This window comes from Streptomyces lincolnensis (genome assembly GCF_021173675.1).
Taxonomy (GTDB): Bacteria; Actinomycetota; Actinomycetes; order Streptomycetales; family Streptomycetaceae; genus Streptomyces; species Streptomyces lincolnensis_B.
Genome location: NZ_JAIHON010000006.1, coordinates 612,553 through 633,402 on the forward strand (window position 1 = coordinate 612,553; position 20,850 = coordinate 633,402).

General features: G+C 70.0%; 15 protein-coding genes. 6 read left to right on the top strand and 9 right to left on the bottom strand.

The genetic code is table 11. From position 1 onward, the window contains the following. Positions 1–57: 57 nt before the first annotated feature. Positions 58–630: a carbonic anhydrase gene (locus K4B79_RS20455; RefSeq protein ID WP_232028235.1), complete on the bottom strand. Its 573-nt coding sequence runs from the start codon at positions 628–630 to the stop codon at positions 58–60. Positions 631–1,212: 582 nt separating this feature from the next. Between K4B79_RS20455 and K4B79_RS20460 the strand changes: the two genes are divergently transcribed. Continuing rightward, the gene (locus K4B79_RS20460) at positions 1,213–1,608 is read left to right on the top strand and encodes a nuclear transport factor 2 family protein (RefSeq protein WP_232028236.1); all 396 of its coding nucleotides are present in this window, start codon (positions 1,213–1,215) and stop codon (positions 1,606–1,608) included. Positions 1,609–1,703: 95 nt separating this feature from the next. On the opposite strand, the gene K4B79_RS20465 is transcribed toward K4B79_RS20460, so the two are convergent. Beyond that, positions 1,704–2,078, bottom strand: a complete 375-nt coding sequence (locus K4B79_RS20465) for a winged helix-turn-helix transcriptional regulator (protein ID WP_232028237.1) — start codon at positions 2,076–2,078, stop codon at positions 1,704–1,706. A gap of 238 nt (positions 2,079–2,316) precedes the next feature. On the opposite strand from K4B79_RS20465, the gene K4B79_RS47835 reads away from it, so the two are divergent. Then, complete coding sequence (locus K4B79_RS47835; RefSeq protein WP_269463655.1) at positions 2,317–5,397, top strand: S8 family serine peptidase; 3,081 nt, start codon at positions 2,317–2,319, stop codon at positions 5,395–5,397. Positions 5,398–5,518: 121 nt separating this feature from the next. Here K4B79_RS47835 and K4B79_RS20485 read toward each other — a convergent pair whose 3' ends face one another. After that, complete coding sequence (locus K4B79_RS20485; RefSeq protein WP_232028238.1) at positions 5,519–5,941, bottom strand: PIN domain nuclease; 423 nt, start codon at positions 5,939–5,941, stop codon at positions 5,519–5,521. After that, complete coding sequence (locus K4B79_RS20490) at positions 5,938–6,153, bottom strand: type II toxin-antitoxin system VapB family antitoxin (protein WP_232028239.1); 216 nt, start codon at positions 6,151–6,153, stop codon at positions 5,938–5,940. The genes K4B79_RS20485 and K4B79_RS20490 overlap by 4 nt, the downstream gene beginning before the upstream one ends. A 245-nt stretch (positions 6,154–6,398) precedes the next feature. Here K4B79_RS20490 and K4B79_RS20495 point away from each other — a divergent pair, with 245 nt between their 5' ends. Further along, entirely contained in the window at positions 6,399–7,517 is a 1,119-nt protein-coding gene (locus tag K4B79_RS20495; protein ID WP_232028240.1) for an acyltransferase family protein, read from the top strand. Between the two features lie 53 nt (positions 7,518–7,570). Further along, on the top strand, positions 7,571–8,812 hold the full coding sequence (locus tag K4B79_RS20500; RefSeq protein ID WP_232028241.1) for a cytochrome P450: 1,242 nt from the start codon (positions 7,571–7,573) through the stop codon (positions 8,810–8,812). 37 nt (positions 8,813–8,849) lie between these two features. On the opposite strand, the gene K4B79_RS20505 is transcribed toward K4B79_RS20500, so the two are convergent. The 5 genes from K4B79_RS20505 to K4B79_RS20525 form a co-directional block, all read right to left on the bottom strand. Then, entirely contained in the window at positions 8,850–9,206 is a 357-nt protein-coding gene (locus K4B79_RS20505) for a hypothetical protein (protein ID WP_232028242.1), read from the bottom strand. Between the two features lie 308 nt (positions 9,207–9,514). Then, positions 9,515–12,163 (bottom strand): RICIN domain-containing protein, encoded by a 2,649-nt coding sequence (locus K4B79_RS20510; protein ID WP_232028243.1) that lies wholly within the window; start codon positions 12,161–12,163, stop codon positions 9,515–9,517. A gap of 71 nt (positions 12,164–12,234) precedes the next feature. Continuing rightward, positions 12,235–14,667: a non-reducing end alpha-L-arabinofuranosidase family hydrolase gene (locus K4B79_RS20515; RefSeq protein ID WP_232028244.1), complete on the bottom strand. Its 2,433-nt coding sequence runs from the start codon at positions 14,665–14,667 to the stop codon at positions 12,235–12,237. Positions 14,668–14,902: 235 nt separating this feature from the next. After that, positions 14,903–16,450 (bottom strand): sigma-70 family RNA polymerase sigma factor, encoded by a 1,548-nt coding sequence (locus K4B79_RS20520; RefSeq protein ID WP_232028245.1) that lies wholly within the window; start codon positions 16,448–16,450, stop codon positions 14,903–14,905. A 125-nt stretch (positions 16,451–16,575) separates the two neighbouring features. Continuing rightward, positions 16,576–16,878 carry a helix-turn-helix domain-containing protein gene (locus K4B79_RS20525; protein ID WP_232028246.1) on the bottom strand — a complete coding sequence of 101 codons (303 nt, stop codon included), beginning with the start codon at positions 16,876–16,878 and terminating at the stop codon, positions 16,576–16,578. Positions 16,879–17,193: 315 nt separating this feature from the next. Here K4B79_RS20525 and K4B79_RS20530 point away from each other — a divergent pair, with 315 nt between their 5' ends. Together K4B79_RS20530 and K4B79_RS20535 are read left to right on the top strand one after the other, a co-directional pair. Then, a complete protein-coding gene (locus K4B79_RS20530; protein ID WP_232028247.1) occupies positions 17,194–18,489 on the top strand; it encodes a heparan-alpha-glucosaminide N-acetyltransferase domain-containing protein in 1,296 nt (431 codons plus the stop codon). A gap of 143 nt (positions 18,490–18,632) precedes the next feature. Continuing rightward, positions 18,633–20,549 (top strand): ArnT family glycosyltransferase, encoded by a 1,917-nt coding sequence (locus K4B79_RS20535; RefSeq protein WP_232028248.1) that lies wholly within the window; start codon positions 18,633–18,635, stop codon positions 20,547–20,549. Positions 20,550–20,850 lie beyond the last annotated feature (301 nt).

Genomic DNA, 20,850 nt, shown 5'->3' on the forward strand with positions numbered 1-20,850 from the left:
GAACCGCCCGGCGGAGTCGGTTGAACGGAGATTTCCCGACCAGGCCTATCAGGCAGATCAGGCGGAAGGCGCTCCGGTGAGGACTTCCACCCGCCCGGTGTCGAGCGAGTAATAGGCGCTGACCACCGCCAGAGACCCCTTCTTCACGAGCGGGCCGAGATCCTTGTTGGACCGCAGCGCGGCAGAGGTCTGCTTCACGTGGATGCGGGTCATCGCGTCCACCGGATCACTGTGCTTCTCCTTCACGGTCTCCTCGTACGCGGGCCGCAGCGCGTCGGCGATCGACTGGAGGTTGCCGGGGAGCTTCTTCCCGTCGCGCATGGCCTCGTACGACGCGTTGACGGCGCCGCAGCGCTGGTGCCCGAGGACGACGATCAGGGGAGTTCCCGAGGTCATGGGCCCGTACTCGACGGAACCGACGACCACCGAGTCGACCACCCCGCCACCGGTACGCATCACGAACAGGTCGCCGAGCCCGGTGTCGAAGAGCAGCTCCGGCGGCACCCGGGAGTCGATGCACGACAGGATCACGCCGTAGGGATTCTGCTTCGCGGCCACGAACTCCCGCCGCTCGGGGTCCCGGTCGGGGTGCTGGAGGCTGCCGCTCAGCCAGCGCTTGTTGCCGTCCATCAGCCGTGAGAACGCCCCCCACGGTGAGGAGGGGCGGGCGCCGGCGGCCGGCGAGGCGGTTGCCGCGGCAGCCGCGCCCGCGGCTTTCCCGGTTTCTTTTCCTTCGTCCTTCGAGGAACAGCCGGAGATCATGACAGCGGTGGCCGCCAATCCTCCGGTGAGAAAGGTCCTGCGGAGTGGGTTTCCAGCTACAGACATAGCTCGGTCTTTCTTGCGTTAACGCCGGATTCCCCCCGAGCGCTTTGAGTGCGTGACTGTAGCAGGGGCGGATAGTGCGCAGTGAAATCCAAATGGCGGACTTCGCGGTGAAGTGATGGAGAACGTGTGCCGTGAGGCCGGCCGGAAATGTGACGTGCGCCATACCGCCCCATTGGTTACGTTGAGGTGACCGGTTGCGGGTCACGAGCATGGGCGGCACGAGGAAAGCAAGAACGCCTCCGAACGTCGCCCGGAGTCCTATTCCCCCGAGTGCCCGGGCGGCACCAAGGCCCCGGCGGTCATCTGCACCGGCCGCCGGGGCCGCCTCCTGCTGTAACAGCGAGTAATTCCGCCTCCGTGTCGGAGGCCGTAAGGAGTGCTGTCATGACCAGTAAGAACGTCGACATCGCGAGCGAGTACTTCCAGGCCGTGCGGAAGGGCGACCTGGCCAAGGTCGGGGAGCTCCTGGACGAGGGGATCGTCTGGCATCAGCCGGGCGCCAACCGGTTCTCCGGTGAGCACAAGGGACGCGACGCCGTCTTCGCGATGCTCGGCGGCATGATGGAGGCCAGCCAGGGCTCCTTCGCCATCGACGCGATCCACTCCCTCATGGGCAACGGCGACATGGTGGCCGCCTCGATCCACTTCGCCGGCCGGCGCGGCGACGCGTCCATGAGCATGGACGGCGTGGACGTCCTGCGCCTGAAGGACGGCAGGATCGTCGAGATGTGGCTGTTCTCCGGCGACCAGTCGGCCGAGGACGCCTTCTGGGGACGGTAGGCCGCTCGCGATCCCTCCCGGACGCGATCCCTCTCGGACGCAAGCCGTCCGGCACCGCGGTACGGTGCCGGACGGCTTGTGGCGTGGGTGACCGGTCAGGACGACTCGCGGGCGTCGTAGCTCTCGCGTGCCGCGAGTACCTCGTCGAAGTGCTCCTCGGCCCACAGGCCCAGTGCCTGAAGCGGGCCGTACAGGGTGCGCCCCAGCGCGGTCAGCTCGTACACGACCCGGGGTGGCACCTCGGCGTACTCCTGCCGCGTGATGATCCCGTCGCGTTCCAGGTCCCGGAGCGTCTCGGTGAGGACCTTGGCGCTGATGCCGTCGACGCGGGTGCGCAGGTCACGGAAGCGCAGAGGGCCCGTGCTGAGCGCGATGACCACCATGGCCGTCCACTTGTTGGCGATACGGGCGAGCGAGGTACGGGACGGGCAGGTCGCCGTCATGACATCGAAGGCCGGGAACTCTGGCATGTCGCACGCCCTCATTGGTTGCGTCGAGATGGCTTGTTACCGATGGTAAGCCCAGGGGCTCGGCAGGAGGCATGCTCGCCGACACCGTCGCCGGGCGCCAGCCGCGTCCGGCGTGGAAGTCTCGTGAAGGCACATGAAATGTGAGCTTTCAAGATTCTCTTACTGGGCGGTAACTGATGGGGTGAGCGGTGCTCGGGGGATCAGCCTCGGCTGAAACGAGCACTGTACGGAGTTTTTGTTGATACTCCACCAACGAAGCGCCCGGAACCTCAGACCCCTCCTGGCCCTTCTTCTCGCGTGCCCTCTGGCACTGACCACCGCGGCGCCCGCACCCGCGGCCACGGACACCGGCTCCGGCCGGTACGAGCGGACCTACCCCGCGGGCACCTATCTCGTGAAGCTGGCCGACGAGCCGCTGGCGACCTACGGGGGCGGCCTGCGCGGCCTCAAGGGGACCGCCCCCGCGGCCGGCGAGCGGCTCGACGTCGGCTCCGGCGCGGCTACGTCGTATCTCAGGTACCTGGAAAAGCGCCGGGACGCGGTGCGCGCCGCCGTCCCGGGCATCAAGAAGCGGTACGACTACGCGTACACGGTCAACGGATTCGCGGCCGAACTCACCGGCGGACAGGCGGAGAAGCTGGCAGCGGAGCCCGGAGTGGTGTCGCTGACCCGCAGCACGACCCCGCTGGCCGCCCCGGCCACGAGCACCGCGAAGGGCGCCACCGGCACCAGTACCACCGCCACCGCGTCCCCGACCACCCCGCTGCCCGACCTCCCCGCCCTCCTCGGACTCTCCGGCAAGAAGGGGCTGTGGGCGAAGGCCGGCGGCCCGGAACGCGCGGGCGAAGGCATGATCATCGGGGTGATCGACAGCGGCTTCAACCCGGCCGAGCCGATGTTCGCGCCGCTGCCGGAGCCGCGCCCCGACGCGGACGTCATCGCCAGGAAGTGGCACGGCACCTGCGAGGAGGGCGACGACCCCGCCCCCAAGGTCACCTGCAACAACAAGGTGATCGGCGCCCGTTGGTTCCCTGACGGCCAACCCGACGACGAGGTGGCCGACGCCCCCTCACCGCTGGACACCGACGGTCACGGCACGGCGATCGGCAGCATCGCCGCCGGTAACCACGCGACCCCCGCGTCGATCAGGGACACTCCCATCGCCGGTCCCCTCAGCGGGGTCGCGCCGGCGGCCCGGCTGGCGTTCTACAAGGCATGCTGGGGCGGTTGCTCGGCCACGGCGCTCACCGCGGCGTTCGACAGTGCCGTGGCGGACGGCGTGGACGTGATCAAGCTCTCCTACGACGCGACACTTCTCGACCCGTTCACTCTGGAGGCCATGCGGAACGCCGCCGCGGCCGGGGTGTTCATCGCCGCGGCGGCCGGCAACGGCGGCCCGCAGGCGGTCCAGCACACCGCACCCTGGGTCACGTCCGTGGCGTCCACCACGCACGACGCCGAGTACCGGGCGACGCTGAAGCTGGGCGACGGCCGCGGCTTCACCAACGCCTCCTACAGCCCGGGCGTCCCCGTGTCTCCGCTGGTCCGCGCGGCCGACGCCGGGCGCACGGGCCGAGCGAAGGCCGCGCTGTGCTTGGACGACACCCTGGACCCGGCCAAGGCCCGGGGGAAGATCGTCGTCTGCGACCGAGGTGAGAACTTCTTCGACGAGAAGGTCTCGGAGGTGGCCCGGGCCGGTGGCTCGGCGGTCGTCCTCGTCGACACGCCGTCCAACAACCGGTCCGTCTTCGCCGACTGGTACGACCTGCCGTACCTGCAACTGAACGAGGAGGACGGCCGGAAGGTGAAGGCGTACGCCACCACCCACGGCGCCACCGCCGCCTTCACCGGCAGCACCCGTGCGCCCCGGCAGGCCCCCGCCGTCCGCCACGACTCCTCCGGCGGCCCCGACCCCTTCAGCACCGGCGACCTGCTCAAGCCGGAGATCGCCGCGCCGGGCGACTTCGTGCCCGCGGCCACCGTGTCGGACACCCCTGGCCGGCCGGGCGGTTACGACCTGATCTCCGGTACGTCGTTCGCGGCGCCCTACGTCGCGGGCATGGCGGCGCTGCTGAAGTCCCTGCACCCGGACTGGTCGCCGAGCGAGATCCGGTCGGCGCTGATGACCACGGCAACGACCACCGACAACCGCGGCGAGCCCATGGGACGGCGGCAACTGGGACAGCAGGACGCCGACCCCGCGAGCCCGCTCGACTACGGCGCCGGCTTCCCCAGGGCCGCACGGGCCGCCGACCCCGGCCTGGTCTACGACTCGACTCCCGCCGACTGGAAGTCGTACCTGTGCGCCCTGGGCCAAGGACCGATCACCGACCGGGGCAACGACTGCGCCACCGGCCCGCGCACCGACCCGAGCGACCTCAACCACCCCGCCCTCGCGGTCGGTGACCTGGTCGGCCGGCAGACGGTCACCCGCACCGTCACCAACGTCTCCGGGCGGACCGCCACTTACAGGGCGACGCTCCAGACGCCGGCCGGCTTCACGGCCCGTGTCTCCCCGGAGCGACTGACACTGAAGCCCGGCCGGTCGGCGACGTACAAGGTGACCGTCACCCGCGGCGACACCCCCTACGACACCTGGTCCTTCGGCTCCCTCACCTGGAGCGACGCGCACAGCCGGCACCGGGTCACCAGCCCGCTGGCCCTGCGCGCCGCCCCCTTCCGCGCCCTGCGCGAGATCACGGCGGACGCCGGCGGCTCCGGCTCCGGCACGCTCTCCGCGTACGCGGACCGGACCGGCGACCTGACCGCGACCACGACGGGCCTGTACGCGGGCGAGAAGACCACGGCCACGCTGACGGGAACCAACCAGGACGGCGACTTCATCAGCCACCCGAGCCCCTCGGACGCGGTCGCGAAGATACGGATCCACGTACCGAAGGACGCCGCGTTCACCCGAGTGGCGGTCGCCTCGGCCGACCACCTGCCCGGCACCGACCTCGACATGTACGTCTTCGACGCCGCCGGCGAGCCGTTCGGCCGCTTCCCCGGGACCGGTTCGGACGAGCAGAACGACCTGCCGCCCGGCGACTACGACGTCTACATCGTCCAGTACATCCTCCCGCCGGGCGCGACCGGCCAGTCCTACACCCTGTGGACCTGGCGGGTCGGCCAGGGCACCCCCGACGCCCCCGCGGAGGTCTCCCCGGCCACCCGCCCGGTCAGCCCCGGCAAGGGCGCCGACTTCACCCTGACCTGGCACGGCACGGTTCCCGGCAAGCGCTACATGGCAGCCGTGGAGTACGGCGACGGCCCCACGACCGAGGGCCGCACGACCCTGACGCTGACCTCACAGCCGTAAAGGACATGCACGGGGTCCGTCAACTCCCTGACGGACCCCGTGGTCGCCTCCACTGCGATGTCGCGCGTGACGTCGCCGGCGCGGCTCAGCTCGCGGACGGCTCCCGGTACGCACCCGTCCGTCATTTGCCGGCTTCGGGGCCGTACCACTGCAACGCCTGACCGGTGACCGCGGCGATGCACTCGAAGTCCCGGTCGCGGTGGAGCAGCGTCAGTCCCTGCAACTCGGCCGTGGCGGCCACCACGAGGTCGACGACCCCGGCGCTGCGGTGCTGTCCGCGTTGGGTGAGGATCTCCTGGACCCGCCAGGCCCGGTCGTGGGCCCGGTCGTCGACCGGCACCCAGCCGAAGAGCAGGCGCAGATCCTCGATGCCTTGTGCGCGGTCTGCGGCGGAACGCGCGCTGTAGAAGAACTCCAGCTCCGTGATGGGGCAGGTGGCGATGAGCCCGGCGGCTGCCGCCTGGTCCCATCCGTACTGCTCGGCGTCGCCGCGCAGCATGCGGGCGAGCGCACTGGTGTCGATCAGATACTGCGCGGCGTTCACCGGCGGTAGTTCCCCTTGTCCTCGAAGAGATCGAGGTCGAAGGCGCCCTCATCCGCCGACGCCCGCAGGCGCGTGAGCGCCAGAGCGCGCCGCCGGTTCTCCAGCACCTCGCGCAGCGCGGAGTTCACCGTCTCCTTCTTGGTGCTGGTGCCGAGGGCCTTGGCCACGTCCGCGACCAGCTGGTCGTCGAGGTCGATCACGGTTCGGCTCATGGGCGCACCTCCATGGATATCAACACTGCCATCAATGATATCTACGCTACCTGCCTCCATCTCGACGGGACACAAGGGCCGCCGGGATGCCCACCCACGGGATCCGCCCCCAGCTCGGGAAGCGACGGCGCTTGACGTTGCCGCACCGCGCGGGTGTGAGGTGCGCTACGGAGCCGAATGAAAGGTGGGGAAGCGGCAATGTTCCCCTTCATGCCCCGCACGAACCTCCCCTTTCAGGTGACGCCATGACGGCGGTGACCCGGGTGACCGGGACACCGCCGGCCACCGAGACCGCCGCTCCCGCTCCCGCCGCTTCCCCGTCCGCCGCGCTGCCCTCGCTGCCCTCCCTCACCGGACTACGGTGGATGGCCGCGCTGCTGGTCTTCGGGCTGCACGTGCACAACTTCGGCTACTTCGGCGGCACCGCCGGCCGCATAGTGAACTGGGCCTTCGGGGCGGGCTCCACCGGGGTGTCGTTCTTCTTCGTGCTGTCGGGGTTCGTACTGATGTGGTCCGCGCGGCCCGGCGACCGCGCGCCCGCCTTCTGGCGACGGCGCATGGCCCGCATCCTCCCGGTGCACCTGGTCACCGCAGCGATCGCCCTGGTCATGGCGTACACCCTGGCCCGTCCGGCGATACCCACGCCGGAACAGGCCGTCGCCAACATCCTGCTGGTGCACTCCTGGTGGCGCCCGTGGTGGCAGACGCTCGACCCGGTCAGCTGGTCACTGGCCTGCGAGGCCTTCTTCTACGCCCTCTTCCCCCTGCTGGCCCTGCTGCTGCGCCGCCTCGGCGCCCGCGGCTCGGCGGCGCTGGCCGGGGCGTCGGTGCTGACGATCCTGGTGCTGGGCTGGGCGGACGCCCACCACTGGACGGACCACCCCCTCTACTCCTTCCCCGCCGCCCGCCTGCCCGAGTTCGTCCTCGGCCTCGCCGTGGCCCGGCTGGTGCTCCTGGACCGCTGGCGCGGCCCCGGCCTGGAGGCCTCGCTGGCCCTAGCGATCATCGGCTACTTCCTCGTACCGCAGGTCAGCCACGGCTACGGCGCCACCACCTGCACCGTCGTCGGTTTCGCCGTACTCATCCCGGCCGCGGCAGTCGCCGACCTGAAAGGCCAGCCCTCGCTGTGGCGGCACCGCCGGCTGGTGAGGCTGGGTGAGCTCTCCTTCGCCTTCTACATGGTCCACCTGCTGGTGATGGCGGCGGCCACCCACCTGTTCGGCACCTCCCCCCGCTTCGGCCCGCTGGCGGGCCTGGCGGCCACCACCCTCACGTTCGCCGTGGCGCTCGGACTGGCGTGGGTGCTGTACGAGGCGGTGGAATGTCCCGCGAGAAGGTGGTTGCTGCGAGGCAGGAGGCCCTGATGGATACGGTCGATTCGGTGCCGCCAATACCGCCGGTGCCGCCCTCGCGACCCTTGCCGTCTGCGCCACCCTCGCCGCCCTCGCCGCCCTCGCCGTCCTTCCCGCTCGGCGCGGCGACCACGCTCGCGGAGCTCGCCCAGGACCCGCACCCGCGGCTGGCGGAGCTGCGCGCCCACGAACCGGTGTCCTGGCTGCCCGAGCTGAACGGCTGGCTGGTGACACGCCGCGACCTCGCGCTGAACGTGATGCGGGACTCCGCGACCTTCACCGTCGACGACCCCCGCTTCTCCACCGCACAGGTAGTCGGGCCGAGCATGCTGTCCCTGGACGGCGCGGAGCACACCCGCCACCGGGAACCATTCCAGGCCCCCTTCCGCCCCCGGCAGGTGCACGAGGGCTTCGCGGCGTTCATCGAGCGGGAGACCGACCGACTCATCACCGCGCTGGAAGCGGACGGTTCCGCCGAACTGCGCCGCGCCTTCGCCGGCCCGCTCGCCGTAGCCGTCATGACCGAAGCACTAGGACTGACCGTGGCCGGCACCAGCACGGACACAGTGCTCTCCTGGTACGACTCCATCGTACGGACGGTCTCGGACATCACCGCCGGCCACGAGCCGAGCCCCGACGGCACCGCGGCCTACGCCCAGCTACGAGCCGCGGTGGAGGCCACCATCGCCGCCCCGACCGGCACCTCGCTGCTGGCCTCCGCCGCAGGACGCCTGACACCGCCCGAGGTGGCGTCCAACGCCGCGGTCATGATGTTCGGAGGCATCGAGACCGTAGAAGCAATGATCACCAACGCCCTACTCCACCTACTGCAAAACCCCACCCAACTCGCCCTGCTCCAGCCCGACTTCGCCCTCCTGGACACCGCGATCGAGGAGTCCCTACGCCTGGAACCCGGCGCCGCCGTCGTAGACCGCTACGCCACCCGCGACACGGCCCTGGGCCCGGCCACCATCCACAAGGGCGACCTCGTCACCGTCTCCCTAGCAGCCGCCAACCGCGACCCGGCCACCTTCCCCGACCCCGACCGCTTCAACATCCACCGCGAAAACCCCCACCTCCACCTCACCTTCGCCCACGGCCCCCACCACTGCATCGCCGCCCACCTGGCCCGCCTCGAAACCCGCATAGCCCTCCACCGCCTGATCGACCGCCTCCCCACCCTCCGCCTCGACCCAACCCACCCCTCCACACCCCACGGCCTGATCTTCCGCAAGCCACCGACTCTGCACGTGCTGTGGGACAGCTCCACGCCTACGCCGAACAGCGAGTTGTCCGGGCCCAGTTGACGACCCAGACGTCGTCGTCCAAGGCCAGGGCTCGGTTTCATTCTTTGCAGGGGCGCAGTGGGCCATTGAACAGATGGCCGACGTTGTTCCACATGAAGCCCTCCCGCCAGTCAGCTCTTCCTGCCGCCCAGCCAAGGAGTGCCTGCAGGACTTTCTCCTGCGAGACCGTCTGTGTCTGGTAGTGCTCGGCGGCGACGCCGTCCCGGTACTCCAACTGGTAGGTGTTGTTGTCGCGGAGCAGGACCTGGATGTACCAGTCGCCCTCGCGGTCTTCGTTCTGTCGCTCAAGCACCATGTGCTCATTGCCTCGCCCCAGGTTGGCGAGCATGGTTCCGATCCGCGGTTTCGAGGGGCGCTTCACAGCCTGGCCTCGGGCGGTTGTCGCGATCAGCATGGGCAGATTCTGGTGGGTGGGTCTGACAGTCAGGTGGGGCGCTCGGGCGCGAGCTTCCAGAGCCCGGGGTTCTACGCGGGACGCGGTGACTGATCTCCCTGGCACAACCAAGAGGCCCAGATCCCTGACCTGGGCCTTCAGTATGGAGCGGGGTGACGAGAGTCGAACTCGCGCTCTCAGCTTGGGATGCGACGGCGCTGGACTGGCCCAGCTGCCTCTGACCTGACGCAGAGTTTCCCCCTGCCTTGGCGGGGCCGCAGGCCACAGTCCTGAGTTCTAGTGGGCTGCGGCCCCGCTCGGGCGTCAGGTCACGACGGGTCGCCGTACTGGAGGCCGCGTCCGTTGGTGCCGATGTAGACGCGGCCGTAGGTGTCGGGGTCGCCGGTGATGACGCCGGTGCCGCTGATGTTGCCCCACTGGTGGGCGTCGTCGTTGACGCGGAGCCAGGTGGCGCCCTTGTCGGTGGAGCGGAAGACGCCGGTGACGTCCTTGACGGTGCCGATCAGGTAGAGGGCCTGGTAGGAGGTGCCCGGCTTGGGCTTGCCGAGGCCGAGGGCGGAGGCGGACTTCACCGAGTTGAGCGTGGTGAAGGTGCGGCCGCCGTCGGTGGAGTGCAGGAGCCCCTTGTCGGCGCCGGCGATCCACAGGTCACCGGCGATGCCGGGGACGGCGGTGAGCCGTCCGGTGGGGAGGTTGCGGGCGCGGGCGGTGAAGGTCGCGCCGCCGTCGGTGCTGGCGTGGAGTGTGCCGCCGGACAGGGAGTAGAAGGTCCTGGCCGAGGAGCGGTCGGCGACGACTGCGGCGTCGTTGCCCAGGCCGCCCACCCTCGACCAGCTCGCCCCGTTGTCGGTCGAGCGGTACGGGGCCTGGCCGGCCTCGGTCCAGACGATGGTGGAGCCGTCCGCAGAGAGCGCGATACGGCCGTCCCGGGCACCGGCCACCGGCTCCGACTTGAAGCCGGTCCAGGTGCTGCCGCCGTCGGTGGAGTAGGCGCCGTCCTGCTCGCCGCCACGGCCGACGCGGACCATCATCGAGGGCTTGGACTGGGCGAAGTCGATGTCGGTGCTGTTGGCCATCAACGGGTTCTTCAGCCGCCCGGAGGGCACCTTGGTCAGGTCGTCGTGCCGGAAGCCGCCCTGGTCGCCCATGGAGGTGATGACGGTGGCGCCGCCGGGCGGGGCGATCGCGTCCAGAATCGCGGTCTCCTCCAGTCCCCGGGCGCCCATGGCCCAGTGGCTGGTGCCGCCGCTGTCGGAGGCGCCCGCGTCCTTGCTGCGCAGGATGCCGTTGCCGGTGCCGTACAGCACGTGCCCGGAGTCGAAGGGATCGATGGCCAGGGCGGTCATCCAGTGCCCGGTGTGGGTGCCGACGTAAGGAGCGGCGGAGGCGCTGCGCACCGACTTGTCGGCCAGTGCCTTCCAGGTCGTACCGCTGTCGGTGCTGCGGTAGATCTCGTCCTCGGGCCACCAGCGGCCGAGGGTGGTGACCATCACCGTGGACGGCTTGCGCGGGTCGACGGCCAGACCGGAGAAGCCGTAACCGCCCTGGGACGGGGAGACGTTCTTCCACGCCCCGCTGCCCGGCGTGTACTTCCACACCGAACCCCCGGTCACGCCGTTGGGTCCGAGGTTGTCGGTGTACGTCAGGTACAGCGAGCCGTCACCGGAGAGCACGCCGTGCTGCGGCATCTGGCCGGTGGGCTGCCCGGCGACGGCCTGCCAGGTGCCGCCGCCGTCGGTGGAGCGGTACAGGGAGGTGGACCTGTCGCCGACACCTACGTAGACGGTCTTGCTGCCGGCCTTGCCGTACGTCACGAAGGAGATGCCGCCGCCGCTGCTCGCCCCGTTCTTGACGGGGAACGAGGAGACCTGACTCCAGGTGACGCCGTGGTCGGTGCTGCGCCACAGGCCGTTCTTGCGGGTGCCGAGGAGCAGGTTGGCGTTGTTCGCGGGGTCGACCACCAGCCGCTCGCCCGCCCCGCGGCCGTCCTCGTTGGCGCCCAGCTTGAAGGGCAGGTCGGTCCGCTTGAAGGTGCGGCCCTTGTCGGTGGAGCGCAGGATCGCGCCGTTGCCGGCCCAGTCGTTGGTGTAGGTGCCCGCTCCGAGGTAGAGCCGGTTGGGGTCGACGGGGTCGGTCGCCAGCGAGTCGATGCCCAGCAGGTTCCAGTCCTTCTCGCCGACCCAGTCGGTCAGCGGGATCCACTGCTCGGCCGCGGGGTCCCAGCGGTAGGCGCCGCCCATGTCGGTACGGGCGTACAGCAGGCCCTTCTCCTTCTGGTTGAACACCAGGCCGGTGACGTAACCACCGCCCACCACCTGGGCGTTCTTCCACCGGTACGGTCCGGACGCGGTCGTGGTCTGCGCCGCGCCGGTCCCGGCCGCCGGGGCCTCGGCCGTCTTCACCAGCTTCCACTGCTGGTTGGTGCCGCCGTGGCCGGGATACTGCTGGACTGCCGCGCCCGCGGCCGTGGAGCCGCCGGAGACGTCCAGGACCAGGCCGCTTCTGCGGGACGTGAGGGTGACGGCGCCGCCGCTCACCTCGTCGATCCGCCACTCCTGGGAGGTGGAGGAGCTGTCGGTCTGCTGCTCGGCGGGGGCCTTCGCGGCGGTCGAACCGCCCGCTATGCCCAGCACCTTGCCGCTGTTGCGGTTCACCAGCTCGTAGTAGCCGTTGCCGGTGGCCTTCAGCTTCCACTGCTGGTTGGCGGTGTCCTGGTCGGTGTACTGCTGGATGCGGGTGCCGTCGGCGGTGGAGAAGCTGCTGACGTCCAGCACCTTGCCGCTGCGCACGGAGACCAACTGGTAGTAGGCGCCCGCGTCGACCGTCGCGGCCTGCGAGTCCTCCTGTACGAACAGGAAGTACGGCACGACGATGGCGGGTACGCCGAGCACCAGGCCGGTGGCGGTCCAGCGACGGCGATGACGCCCGCGGCGCCCGCCGTTCGTGGGGTTGTTCATGGGGGTGAGGTTCTCCTTGTGTGTCGCCGTGTCACCGTGGCGTGTCACCGTGGATCGGGCAGGTCAGCGCTTCAGCGCTTCAGGGTGAGGACACCCGGCCGGTACGGCAGCTTCACGTAGTCGGTGCCGTCCGAGGCGGGGTCCCTGCCCTGGTAGAGGAACTGCAGGTTGCAGGGGTCGACCGTCATGGTCTGGTCGGGGTTGGTGCGGACCAGGTCACCGTGGCTGATGTCGTTGGTCCAGGTGGCACCGCTGTTGGCCTTGCCCGCGAAGGGGCTGGACTCGCTGCCGGCCTGCTCGGCCCACGGGCCGTTCAGGCTGGAGGCCGTGAACGAGCGGAAGTAGCGTCCGCCCGCACCCATCGCCTCGACGATCATGAGGTACTGGTTCCGGCCCTGGACCTTGTAGACCTCCGGCGCCTCGAACAGCCTCGCCTTCGTGTCGCTCATGACCGTGGTGTACGAGGAGCCGAAGCTGCCCGGGAAGTTCCCCAGCGGCATGACCGACTTGTAGATCTTGCCGTTGTCATCGGCGAAGAACAGGTACATGTTCTGGCCGTCGGCGATCACGGTCGGGTCGATCGGGCCGCCTTCCGAGCCGGCGGGGAGGCTGCCGGTGAACAGCTCCTTCGGTGCGGACCAACTGCCCGGGTCGGTGGGGTCGTTGGACGTGCGGTAGCTGAAGGGCCAGGCGGTACCCCACCCGTTCGAGACCAGCACCCAGATCTTCTTGGGCGCGAAGTAGAACAGTTTGGGCGCCACCGCGGACCCGCTGATCCTGGTCTGGCCGGCCGTCGCCATGTCCGACCAGTTCGTGAACGGACGGAAGGTCATCGCGCCCCACGACGATCCGTCGGAGGTGGTCGCGTAGACCAGGTGCTTGCCGTTGTACGTCACGGTGGTGAAGTCCTTCAGCGCGACCGCCCCGTTCGCCGGCTGCGCCAGTGGGCCCGTCGAGGTCCACTTGTACGTCGACGGAAGCGCGCACGTGGCGCCGCCTGACGCGGACGACGCGGGCGACGCGGACGACCCGCTCGACCCGGACGACCCGGACGGGGCGGTCCACTTCTGGTTGTCGACGGACGCGCAGGAGTACAGCTGGATCTTGGTGCCGTTGGCCTTGGCCGCGCCCACGGCGTCGAGGCACAGCCCGGACTGTACGCCGGTGATCGTGCCGTCGGTGTTGATGTTCCACTGCTGGTTGGCGCCGCCGTTGCAGTCCCAGATGACCACCGCGGTGCCGTTGGCGGTGCCCTTGTTCTTGGCGTCCAGGCACTTGTCGCCGTAGATCTTCAGCTGCTTGCCGGAGGTGTGGGTCCAGCGCTGGTTGGTCTGTCCGTTGCAGTTCCACAGCTGCGCCTGGGTGCCGTTGGCGGTGGTGGAGTTGTTGATGTCGATGCAACGGCCGGAGGCAAGGCCCTTGATCTCCCCGGTACCGGTCCCGCCGGTCGTCCCGCCGGTCGTCCCGCCGGTGGTGGCAGCGGGGGCGGCGGCCTTGAAGGCGTCGACGACGGCGGTGTAGGCGGCCTTGGGCTTGCCGTTGTTGTCGAACAGCAGCGGGTTCTCGCCGGTGCGCCAGGAGTCGCTGTCCCGCACGCCCCACACCGTGATGCCGGTGCACCGGGCCACGGACAGACAGGCCTTGACCGCGTCGGCGTACTGGGTGGGCGATGCCTGGGCGATGTCCAGCTCGGTGATCTGGACGTCCACGCCCAGGGCGGCGAAGTTGGACAAGGTGGTCCGGAAGCCGGCCGGCGGGCCGCCGGTGCCGAAGTGGCTCTGGAACCCGACGCAGTCGATCGGCACGCCACGGGACTTGAAGTCCTTGACCATCCTGTAGACGCCCTGGGTCTTGGCGTCCGACCAGTTCTCGATGTTGTAGTCGTTGTAGCAGAGCTTGGCCGAGGAGTCGGCCGCGCGGGCCGTGCGGAACGCTTCCTCGATGAAGCCGTTGCCCAGCACCTTCTGGAACACCGAGCCGCGGAGCTGACCGCCGGGGCCGTCGGCGAACGCCTCGTTGACCACGTCCCAGGCGTAGACCTTGCCCTTGAAGTGGGTCATGGTGGTGGTGATGTGGCCGTTCATCACGCTGCGCAGCGTGTTCGCGTCGCCGATCGAGGAGACCCAGGACGGCAGCTGCGAGTGCCAGACCGTGGTGTGGCCGCGCACGCGCTGGCCGTTCGCCCTCGCACGGTCGACGATCCGGTCGGCGGCGCCGAAGGTGAAGTTGCCGCGGGACGGCTCGACGGCGTCCCACTTCATCTCGTTCTCCGGGGTGATCATGTTGAACTCCCGGTCGGCGATCGCGGTGTACGCCGAGTCGCCGAGCCTGCCTGCGGCCACAGCGGTGCCGAAGTACCGGCCCGAGGGGGCCGCCTCCGTACCCAGCGACGCGGCTCCGGCGGAGTTCGGGAGGACCGTCACGACACCGGCGACCACCGCCGCGGCCGAGAGTCCTGTCGCCCAGGTCCGGCGACGCCGGCCGAGCCGGTGCAGGCCCTTCATGAATCACCTCGAGGTTCGTGCGTGTGTCGCGTCATCAGAGGGGCTTTCTTCGGGGATACGTCAAAGGGGGAAGGGGAACCTGCCACGCGCCGGCACGTCATGTGAGCGGCGGGAAGAGCACCCCACGCATAGGAGGCCGCCGAAGGCGCGGCCTCGTAACGGAAAAGTCGCGCCGTCCGGCCGATCGCGAGGTGAGGCATCTCTCAGGCGAAAAGCGTTATGAGCGGGGCGGCAGTCAGGCCCAGGCCCTGCGCACGATGAAGGAGGCCTGGCCGGCGAAGGCCTTCGTGCCGTCGGAGCCGTCGAGGAAGATGCCACCGTCGCGGTGACGGATGACCGATCCGGGATAGTTGTGCGCGTGCAGGGTCACCGACCCGGCGGCCGCCCCGGGGCGCGCGCAGAAGGTGGCGTCCTCGCGGAACAGTTCGCTGCCGTCGTCGGTGCTCAGCCGTAGCCGCAGGTAGTGATGGCGCAGATAACGGCCGTCGGCGGCGCGGAAGGTGACGCACCGGGTGTCGGCCAGCCCCCGGACGACCGTGAAGGTGACCCGCTGCCGTGCCTGCGCACTGCTGGACGAGGAGACCGGGCCGAGCGTCGCGAAGTCGCCGGCATACGTGACGTACAGGGCGGGCTGATCCACGGACTCCAGCGCATGCGCGCCCAGCGGAACAGCGGCGGCGGTGGCGGACGGACTCGCCGGGGACGGCCCGGCCGGGGTGGTGCGCGACGGGGTGGGCGTGGAGTGGCCGGCCGTGGGAGCGGCGGTGACGCCGGGCACCCGGGGCGCCGGTTCGGGCCAGGCCACGTAGGAGGCGCCGCCGGCGATGAGCACGGCGCCGGTGGTGAGGCCCGCCACCGGGTGAGCAGCCGCCGCGTAGAGCTTGCCGATCAGCGAGGTGTGCACACCGGCTGCCTCCGTCGCCGTGCCGACGGCGACAGAGGCCATGGCCGGCCCGGCGGTGCTCGCGGCCGTACCCGACAGCAGGCCCTTGGCGGCCAGCGCGGAGATGAGTGCGGCAGGGACGGCCAGCGGTGTGAGGCTCACGAGCAGCCGTTCGGACGGAACCCGTTCCGCCGCCGTCGCCGTGCAGAGCGGGCAGTCGCGGGTGTGCCGTGCGATCCGCTTGCGCCACACCGATGCAGGCAGACCGTCCCAGCCGACGACGGTCTCGTCCAGTTGCGGACAGCGCGGGTCGGTCTCCAGCGCGGCGACGATCGTCCGGCTCACTTCCAGCTGCTCGCGCATGCGCTGCAGGCGGACTCCGACGTGGGCGACCGTGAGCCCCGTCGCGGCGGCGATGTCGGCGCGGCTCAGCGAGCCGGCGCATTCCTGCCACCACAGCGACAGCAGCATCCGATGATCCGGGTCGAGCCACCGGGCGGCTTCGACGGCCTGACGGCGCTCGTCCGACACATGCAGACGCAGGATCGTCACGTCCTCGGGTTCGGCGCGGAGATCCGGTATCTGGCGCGCCTCGTCGATGACCGTGGTCCGGTCGGCGAAGGTGCGTTGCCGGTGCCAGTGGGTGTTGATCTGGCGAAGCGTGATCGACACCAGCCAGGACCGGAAGCTCTCCGGGGCACGCAGCGCGGGCAGGTCGCGCACCACGCGCAACAGGGTTTCCTGGACCACGTCATCGACGTCGGCATGACCGCTCAGCGCCCGCCCGACGATGTTGTAGAGCAGCGGCAGGTACGCGGCGATCAGCTCCTCGCGCGCCCGATCGTCCCCGGCCTGCGCCGCGACGACCAGCCCCGCGTGGTCCCCATCCATGAACGCCATTCCACTTCCCTCTGAGGAAACGATCCGCCGAGCGCGGCGCCTCACCCTGACGTCGGCGAAATATGCGGACAAAGCCTGCGTCTCGGGTCGACGGCCGGCCCCGCTCCCTTGTCGCCACAGGCCCCTCACAGGGTTGCCTTGAACGCGGTGATGTCGTGCGGCAGATCGTTGCGCACAGGCGCGAGCGCGCCGGTGACGCTCGGCTGGGACTCGTCCTTGGCCCGCTCCCACACCTCACGCAGCGGCCTCGGGTCGCGCCCGGCCGCCTGGCACAGCGCGACCACTGTCGGCCAAGGCGGAACGGCCTGCCCGGAGAAGTACCGCGACAACGAGGAACTGCTCGCGCGCACATCACGGGCCAGTTCTCGCAGACTACGCCCGGTCAGATCACGCAACTGCCGTAACTGCCCCGCGAATTCCTCACGCACGCTTGCCAGCCCCCTCCAGCTTCACGCGAACGTCAGCTCGATCTTAGGGCGGGTGAACTTGATCTGCTGTGGCCGACATCCGAGATGAGGGCCCGGCCCCGGGAAGATGCCCATCATGGAGAGCAGGGGAAAGAAGAAGCCTCGCTGTGGCGCGGCCACCTGCGGAAGGCAGGCGCCTGAAAGCGTGGACGGAGCCGGACAGTCATCGAGGTGATCGTCCCCCGCCGGTCGGAGGGGGTCGGTCGGCCGACCGGCGGGGCACCTCCCGAAGTCCGGCGGATGGTCGACCGCCCCCGCCTCGGCGAGGTTGTTCCGGTGACCGAGAGCGACAGCGCCGAGAAGACGCCTCCCCAGCCCTTACCCTCACCCGAGTCCGCCACGGCGACGGAACGCCCTTCGTCGACGGCGCGGCTGGTCGGGGTGGACCTCGCCCGTGCACTGGCGGTGTTCGGAATGTTCGCCGTGCACACCGGCCCCTTCAACCCCTTCCCGACGTCCGGCAGCGGCGTTGGCGACTGGCTCGTCTGGCTGGCGAGCGGCCGGGCCTCGGCGCTGTTCGCCACCCTTGCCGGGTTCTCGTTGGTGCTGATCGCCGGCCGCCTGGAGCCGAAGACCGGACTGGCCGGCCGGCAGGCGAAGGCCAGGATCGTGATCCGGGCCGTGATCCTGCTCGTGGTGGGCACCGCGTTGACGATGACCGACTTCGGCGGCGCCACGATCCTCAACTTCTACGCGGTGTACTTCCTGCTGTCCCTGCCCCTGCTGCGGCTGCGGGCCAGGACGCTCGCGCTCATCGCGGTCGCGCTCGCGGTCGTCACGCCGCAGCTGGCGTACGCCCTTCGAGCGCTGCTCAGTGAGTCGATCGTGAACACCATCGACTCGTACGACCCGATCGCGCGCCTCTCCGGCGTGGGCGTGCTCGACTTCCTGCTCACCGGCTTCTATCCGGCGATCACCTGGATGACGTTCGTGGTCACCGGCATGGCGCTCGGCCGGCTGGACCTCGTCTCAGGCGCGGTGCGGCGGCGGCTGGCCGTGGTCGGTCCCGCGCTGATCGCGTTCGGATACGGCGTCTCGTGGCTGGCGCTCCGGTTGACCGGCGGCGCGGAGAAGATCATGGCCGGGATGCCTGACATGAAGGACTTCGGTGCCATGAAGGACCCCTCGGCCATGAAGGATCCCGGCATGGCAGCGGGATCCTTCGACCTGCCGGTCGGCAGTGGGCTGTGGGGGTCCGACGCATGGGGGCTGCTGGCGGCCGAACCGCACAGCGGTTCCACGTTCGACCTCGTCGGCTGCCTGGGGATCGCGATCACCGTGATCCTGGGCGCGACGGTGGCGTTGGACCGACTGCCGTGGCTGCGCCGGCCGGCAGCGCCGGTCATCGCCGTCGGCACCATGTCCCTGACCCTCTACGTGGGCCACATCCTGGCAATCCTCGCCCTGCCCGGCGAAGCAGCCACCCCGCCGCAGTCCGCCTCTTTCGGGCTGCTGCTCTGCTTCATCGTCGGGGCCACCGTGTTCGCGGCGGTCTGGTCCCGCTTCTTCCGCCGCGGCCCCCTGGAGCACCTGCTCAACGACGCCACGAAACTGGCACGTCGCGTCCGATGAGCCTCGGGTGGGCACCCCGGGAGGTCCGGGCGTGAGTCGGCCTCCGGCGGGCGGTCGCCGGAGGCCGTAGCCCTGCGGCTCCCGTGCAGCCGTCCGCCTCTCACCTGCCGTTTCGTCTGACTCTGACTCCAAGGACCTTCGCCGTGGCTGTCATCCCCACCGCCCGGAGTACCGGCTCCCATGGCCTACGCCAGGAGGCGCACCGCCTTGCCGACCGGCCCGAAGCTCCGGCGCGCTGGGAACGCCCGGCGCTGGCCGCGGTGCTGGGCGTCGCCGCACTGCTGTACGCCTGGGGCATGGGGCACGCCGCGATCCACCCCTACTACAGCTCGGCGGTACGGTCGATGGCCACCAGTTGGCGGGCCTTCTTCTTCGGCGGTCTCGACACCAGCGGTGCGATTACCCTGGACAAGTTGCCCGGCGCCTTCTGGCCCGATGCCGTCTCCGTATGGATCTTCGGGCCGCACACGTGGGCGGCCGCGCTGCCCCATGTGATCGAGGGTGTGCTCGCCGTATGGCTGCTGCACCGGATCGTACGGGCCTGGGCCGGGCCGTTCGCCGCCCTGATCGCCGCGCTGACGCTCACCTTCACTCCGGTCACCGTGGTACTGAACAGGGCCACCATCCCGGACACCGCCCTCACTCTCCTGCTGGTGGCGGCCGCCGGAGCCCTGCAGAAGGCGGCACGGACCGGGCGGCTGCTCCCGCTCATCACGTGTGGCGTCTGGGTCGGGCTCGCCTTCCAGACGAAGATGCTGCAGGCCTGGCTCGTCCTGCCGGTCTTCGCCGTGGTGTATCAACTCACCGCGCCCAACCCGCCGTTGCGGCGGGCTCTGCGCCTGCTGCTGAGTGGTGCGGTCACGCTGGCCGTCTCCTGCTCGTGGGCGCTCATCGCGTGGGCGACTCCCGCGGCCAACCGCCCGTATGTCGACGCCACGTCGAACAACAACCCCTTCAGCCTGGTCTTCGGCTACAACGGCCTGAGCCGCTTCAGCGACGACGACACCGCGTTCGGCGCCGTCCCGGCCACCGCAGCCAGCCGTCTGACCGGAAACACCGGCTGGGGGATGCTCGTCAACGACACCGTCGGCCCGCAGATCGCCTGGTTCCTGCCGCTCGCCGTGCTCACCGTCGTCACGGCCCTGGTCTGGCGCGCCCGTGAGCCGCGGACCGACCCGCTGCGTGCGGGTTTCCTCCTCTGGGGCGGTTGGCTCGCCGTCCATGCCGTGGTGTTCAGCGTCTCCAACGGCAATCACGTCTACTACACGGCCGTGCTGGCACCGGCGATCGCCGCGCTGGCCGGAGGCGGTCTCGCGCTCTTCCGCTCCGCGTACGAGGCGGGCGGCCGGCGACGGCTGTGGCTGCCGTCGGCGATCGTGCTGACGGTGGCCTGGGCGCTCGTACTCGACAGGCCGACCTGGTTCGCCTCCCGGCTGCTGGTGTTCGCCGTGATCTTCGCGGTGTGCGCGGCGTTCGGCCTGTGGCCCAGCGGGTCACGCGCCTCCCGGCGGCTGGTGCAGGGCTCTCTGGCCGCCGGAATCGCGGCCACTCTGCTCGTACCCGCCGCCTGGGCCGTCTCGTCCCTCGACCCGCGCTACGCGGGCGCCTCCACGTCCCCGACGGCCGGTCCGGTCGGCGAGTTCCACCACAGGGCTCTCCACCAACCGCGCGCCCTGCGCCGGGCCGAGCTCGGCCGGCCCAGCGCCCGCGACACCGCCCTGCTGGACTACCTCGTCGCGCACCGCAAGGGCGAGAAGTACCTGCTCGCGACCCAGGCCGCCTACCCCGCGGAACGTCTGCTGCGCGCTCAGGCCCAACCCGTGCTCGTCATGGGCGGATTCACCGGGAAGACCCCCTTCCCCAGCGCCCCGCAGCTCGGCAACCTGATCGCCACCCGCCAACTCCGCTACGTGCTGCTCACCCACCTGCGGCCCACCACCCCCGCCACGACGTGGGTGAAGTCCCACTGCGAGCGCATCCGCTCCGGGGCCTACGGCTGGCGCACCAGGGGCAACTTCGGCCTCTACGACTGCCGCACCCCCGCCGATCGGCGGGGGTGAAACAGCCGACTGCGGGATGGGCACGGCAGAATAAATGCAAAATAATCCCCGCGGGTAATTGTCGTCCCGTTCGCGGGGTGGTCCATCGCAATTGTTCGCATTTCGTGAAGCTTAAATTCACCATGCTCGCAGGTGTGTAAACCAGCAGGTCATGCAGGCTGTGGCATTCTTTAGGTGAGTACCGTCACACCTCGCCGATAAACCGGCGAAGCATTCCCGCCGTCAGACAGGTCGAGAACTTCTTTTTGAGCCTGGAAAGGATTCTTCTTGACCACCACTCGACCCCCGATATCCACGCAGC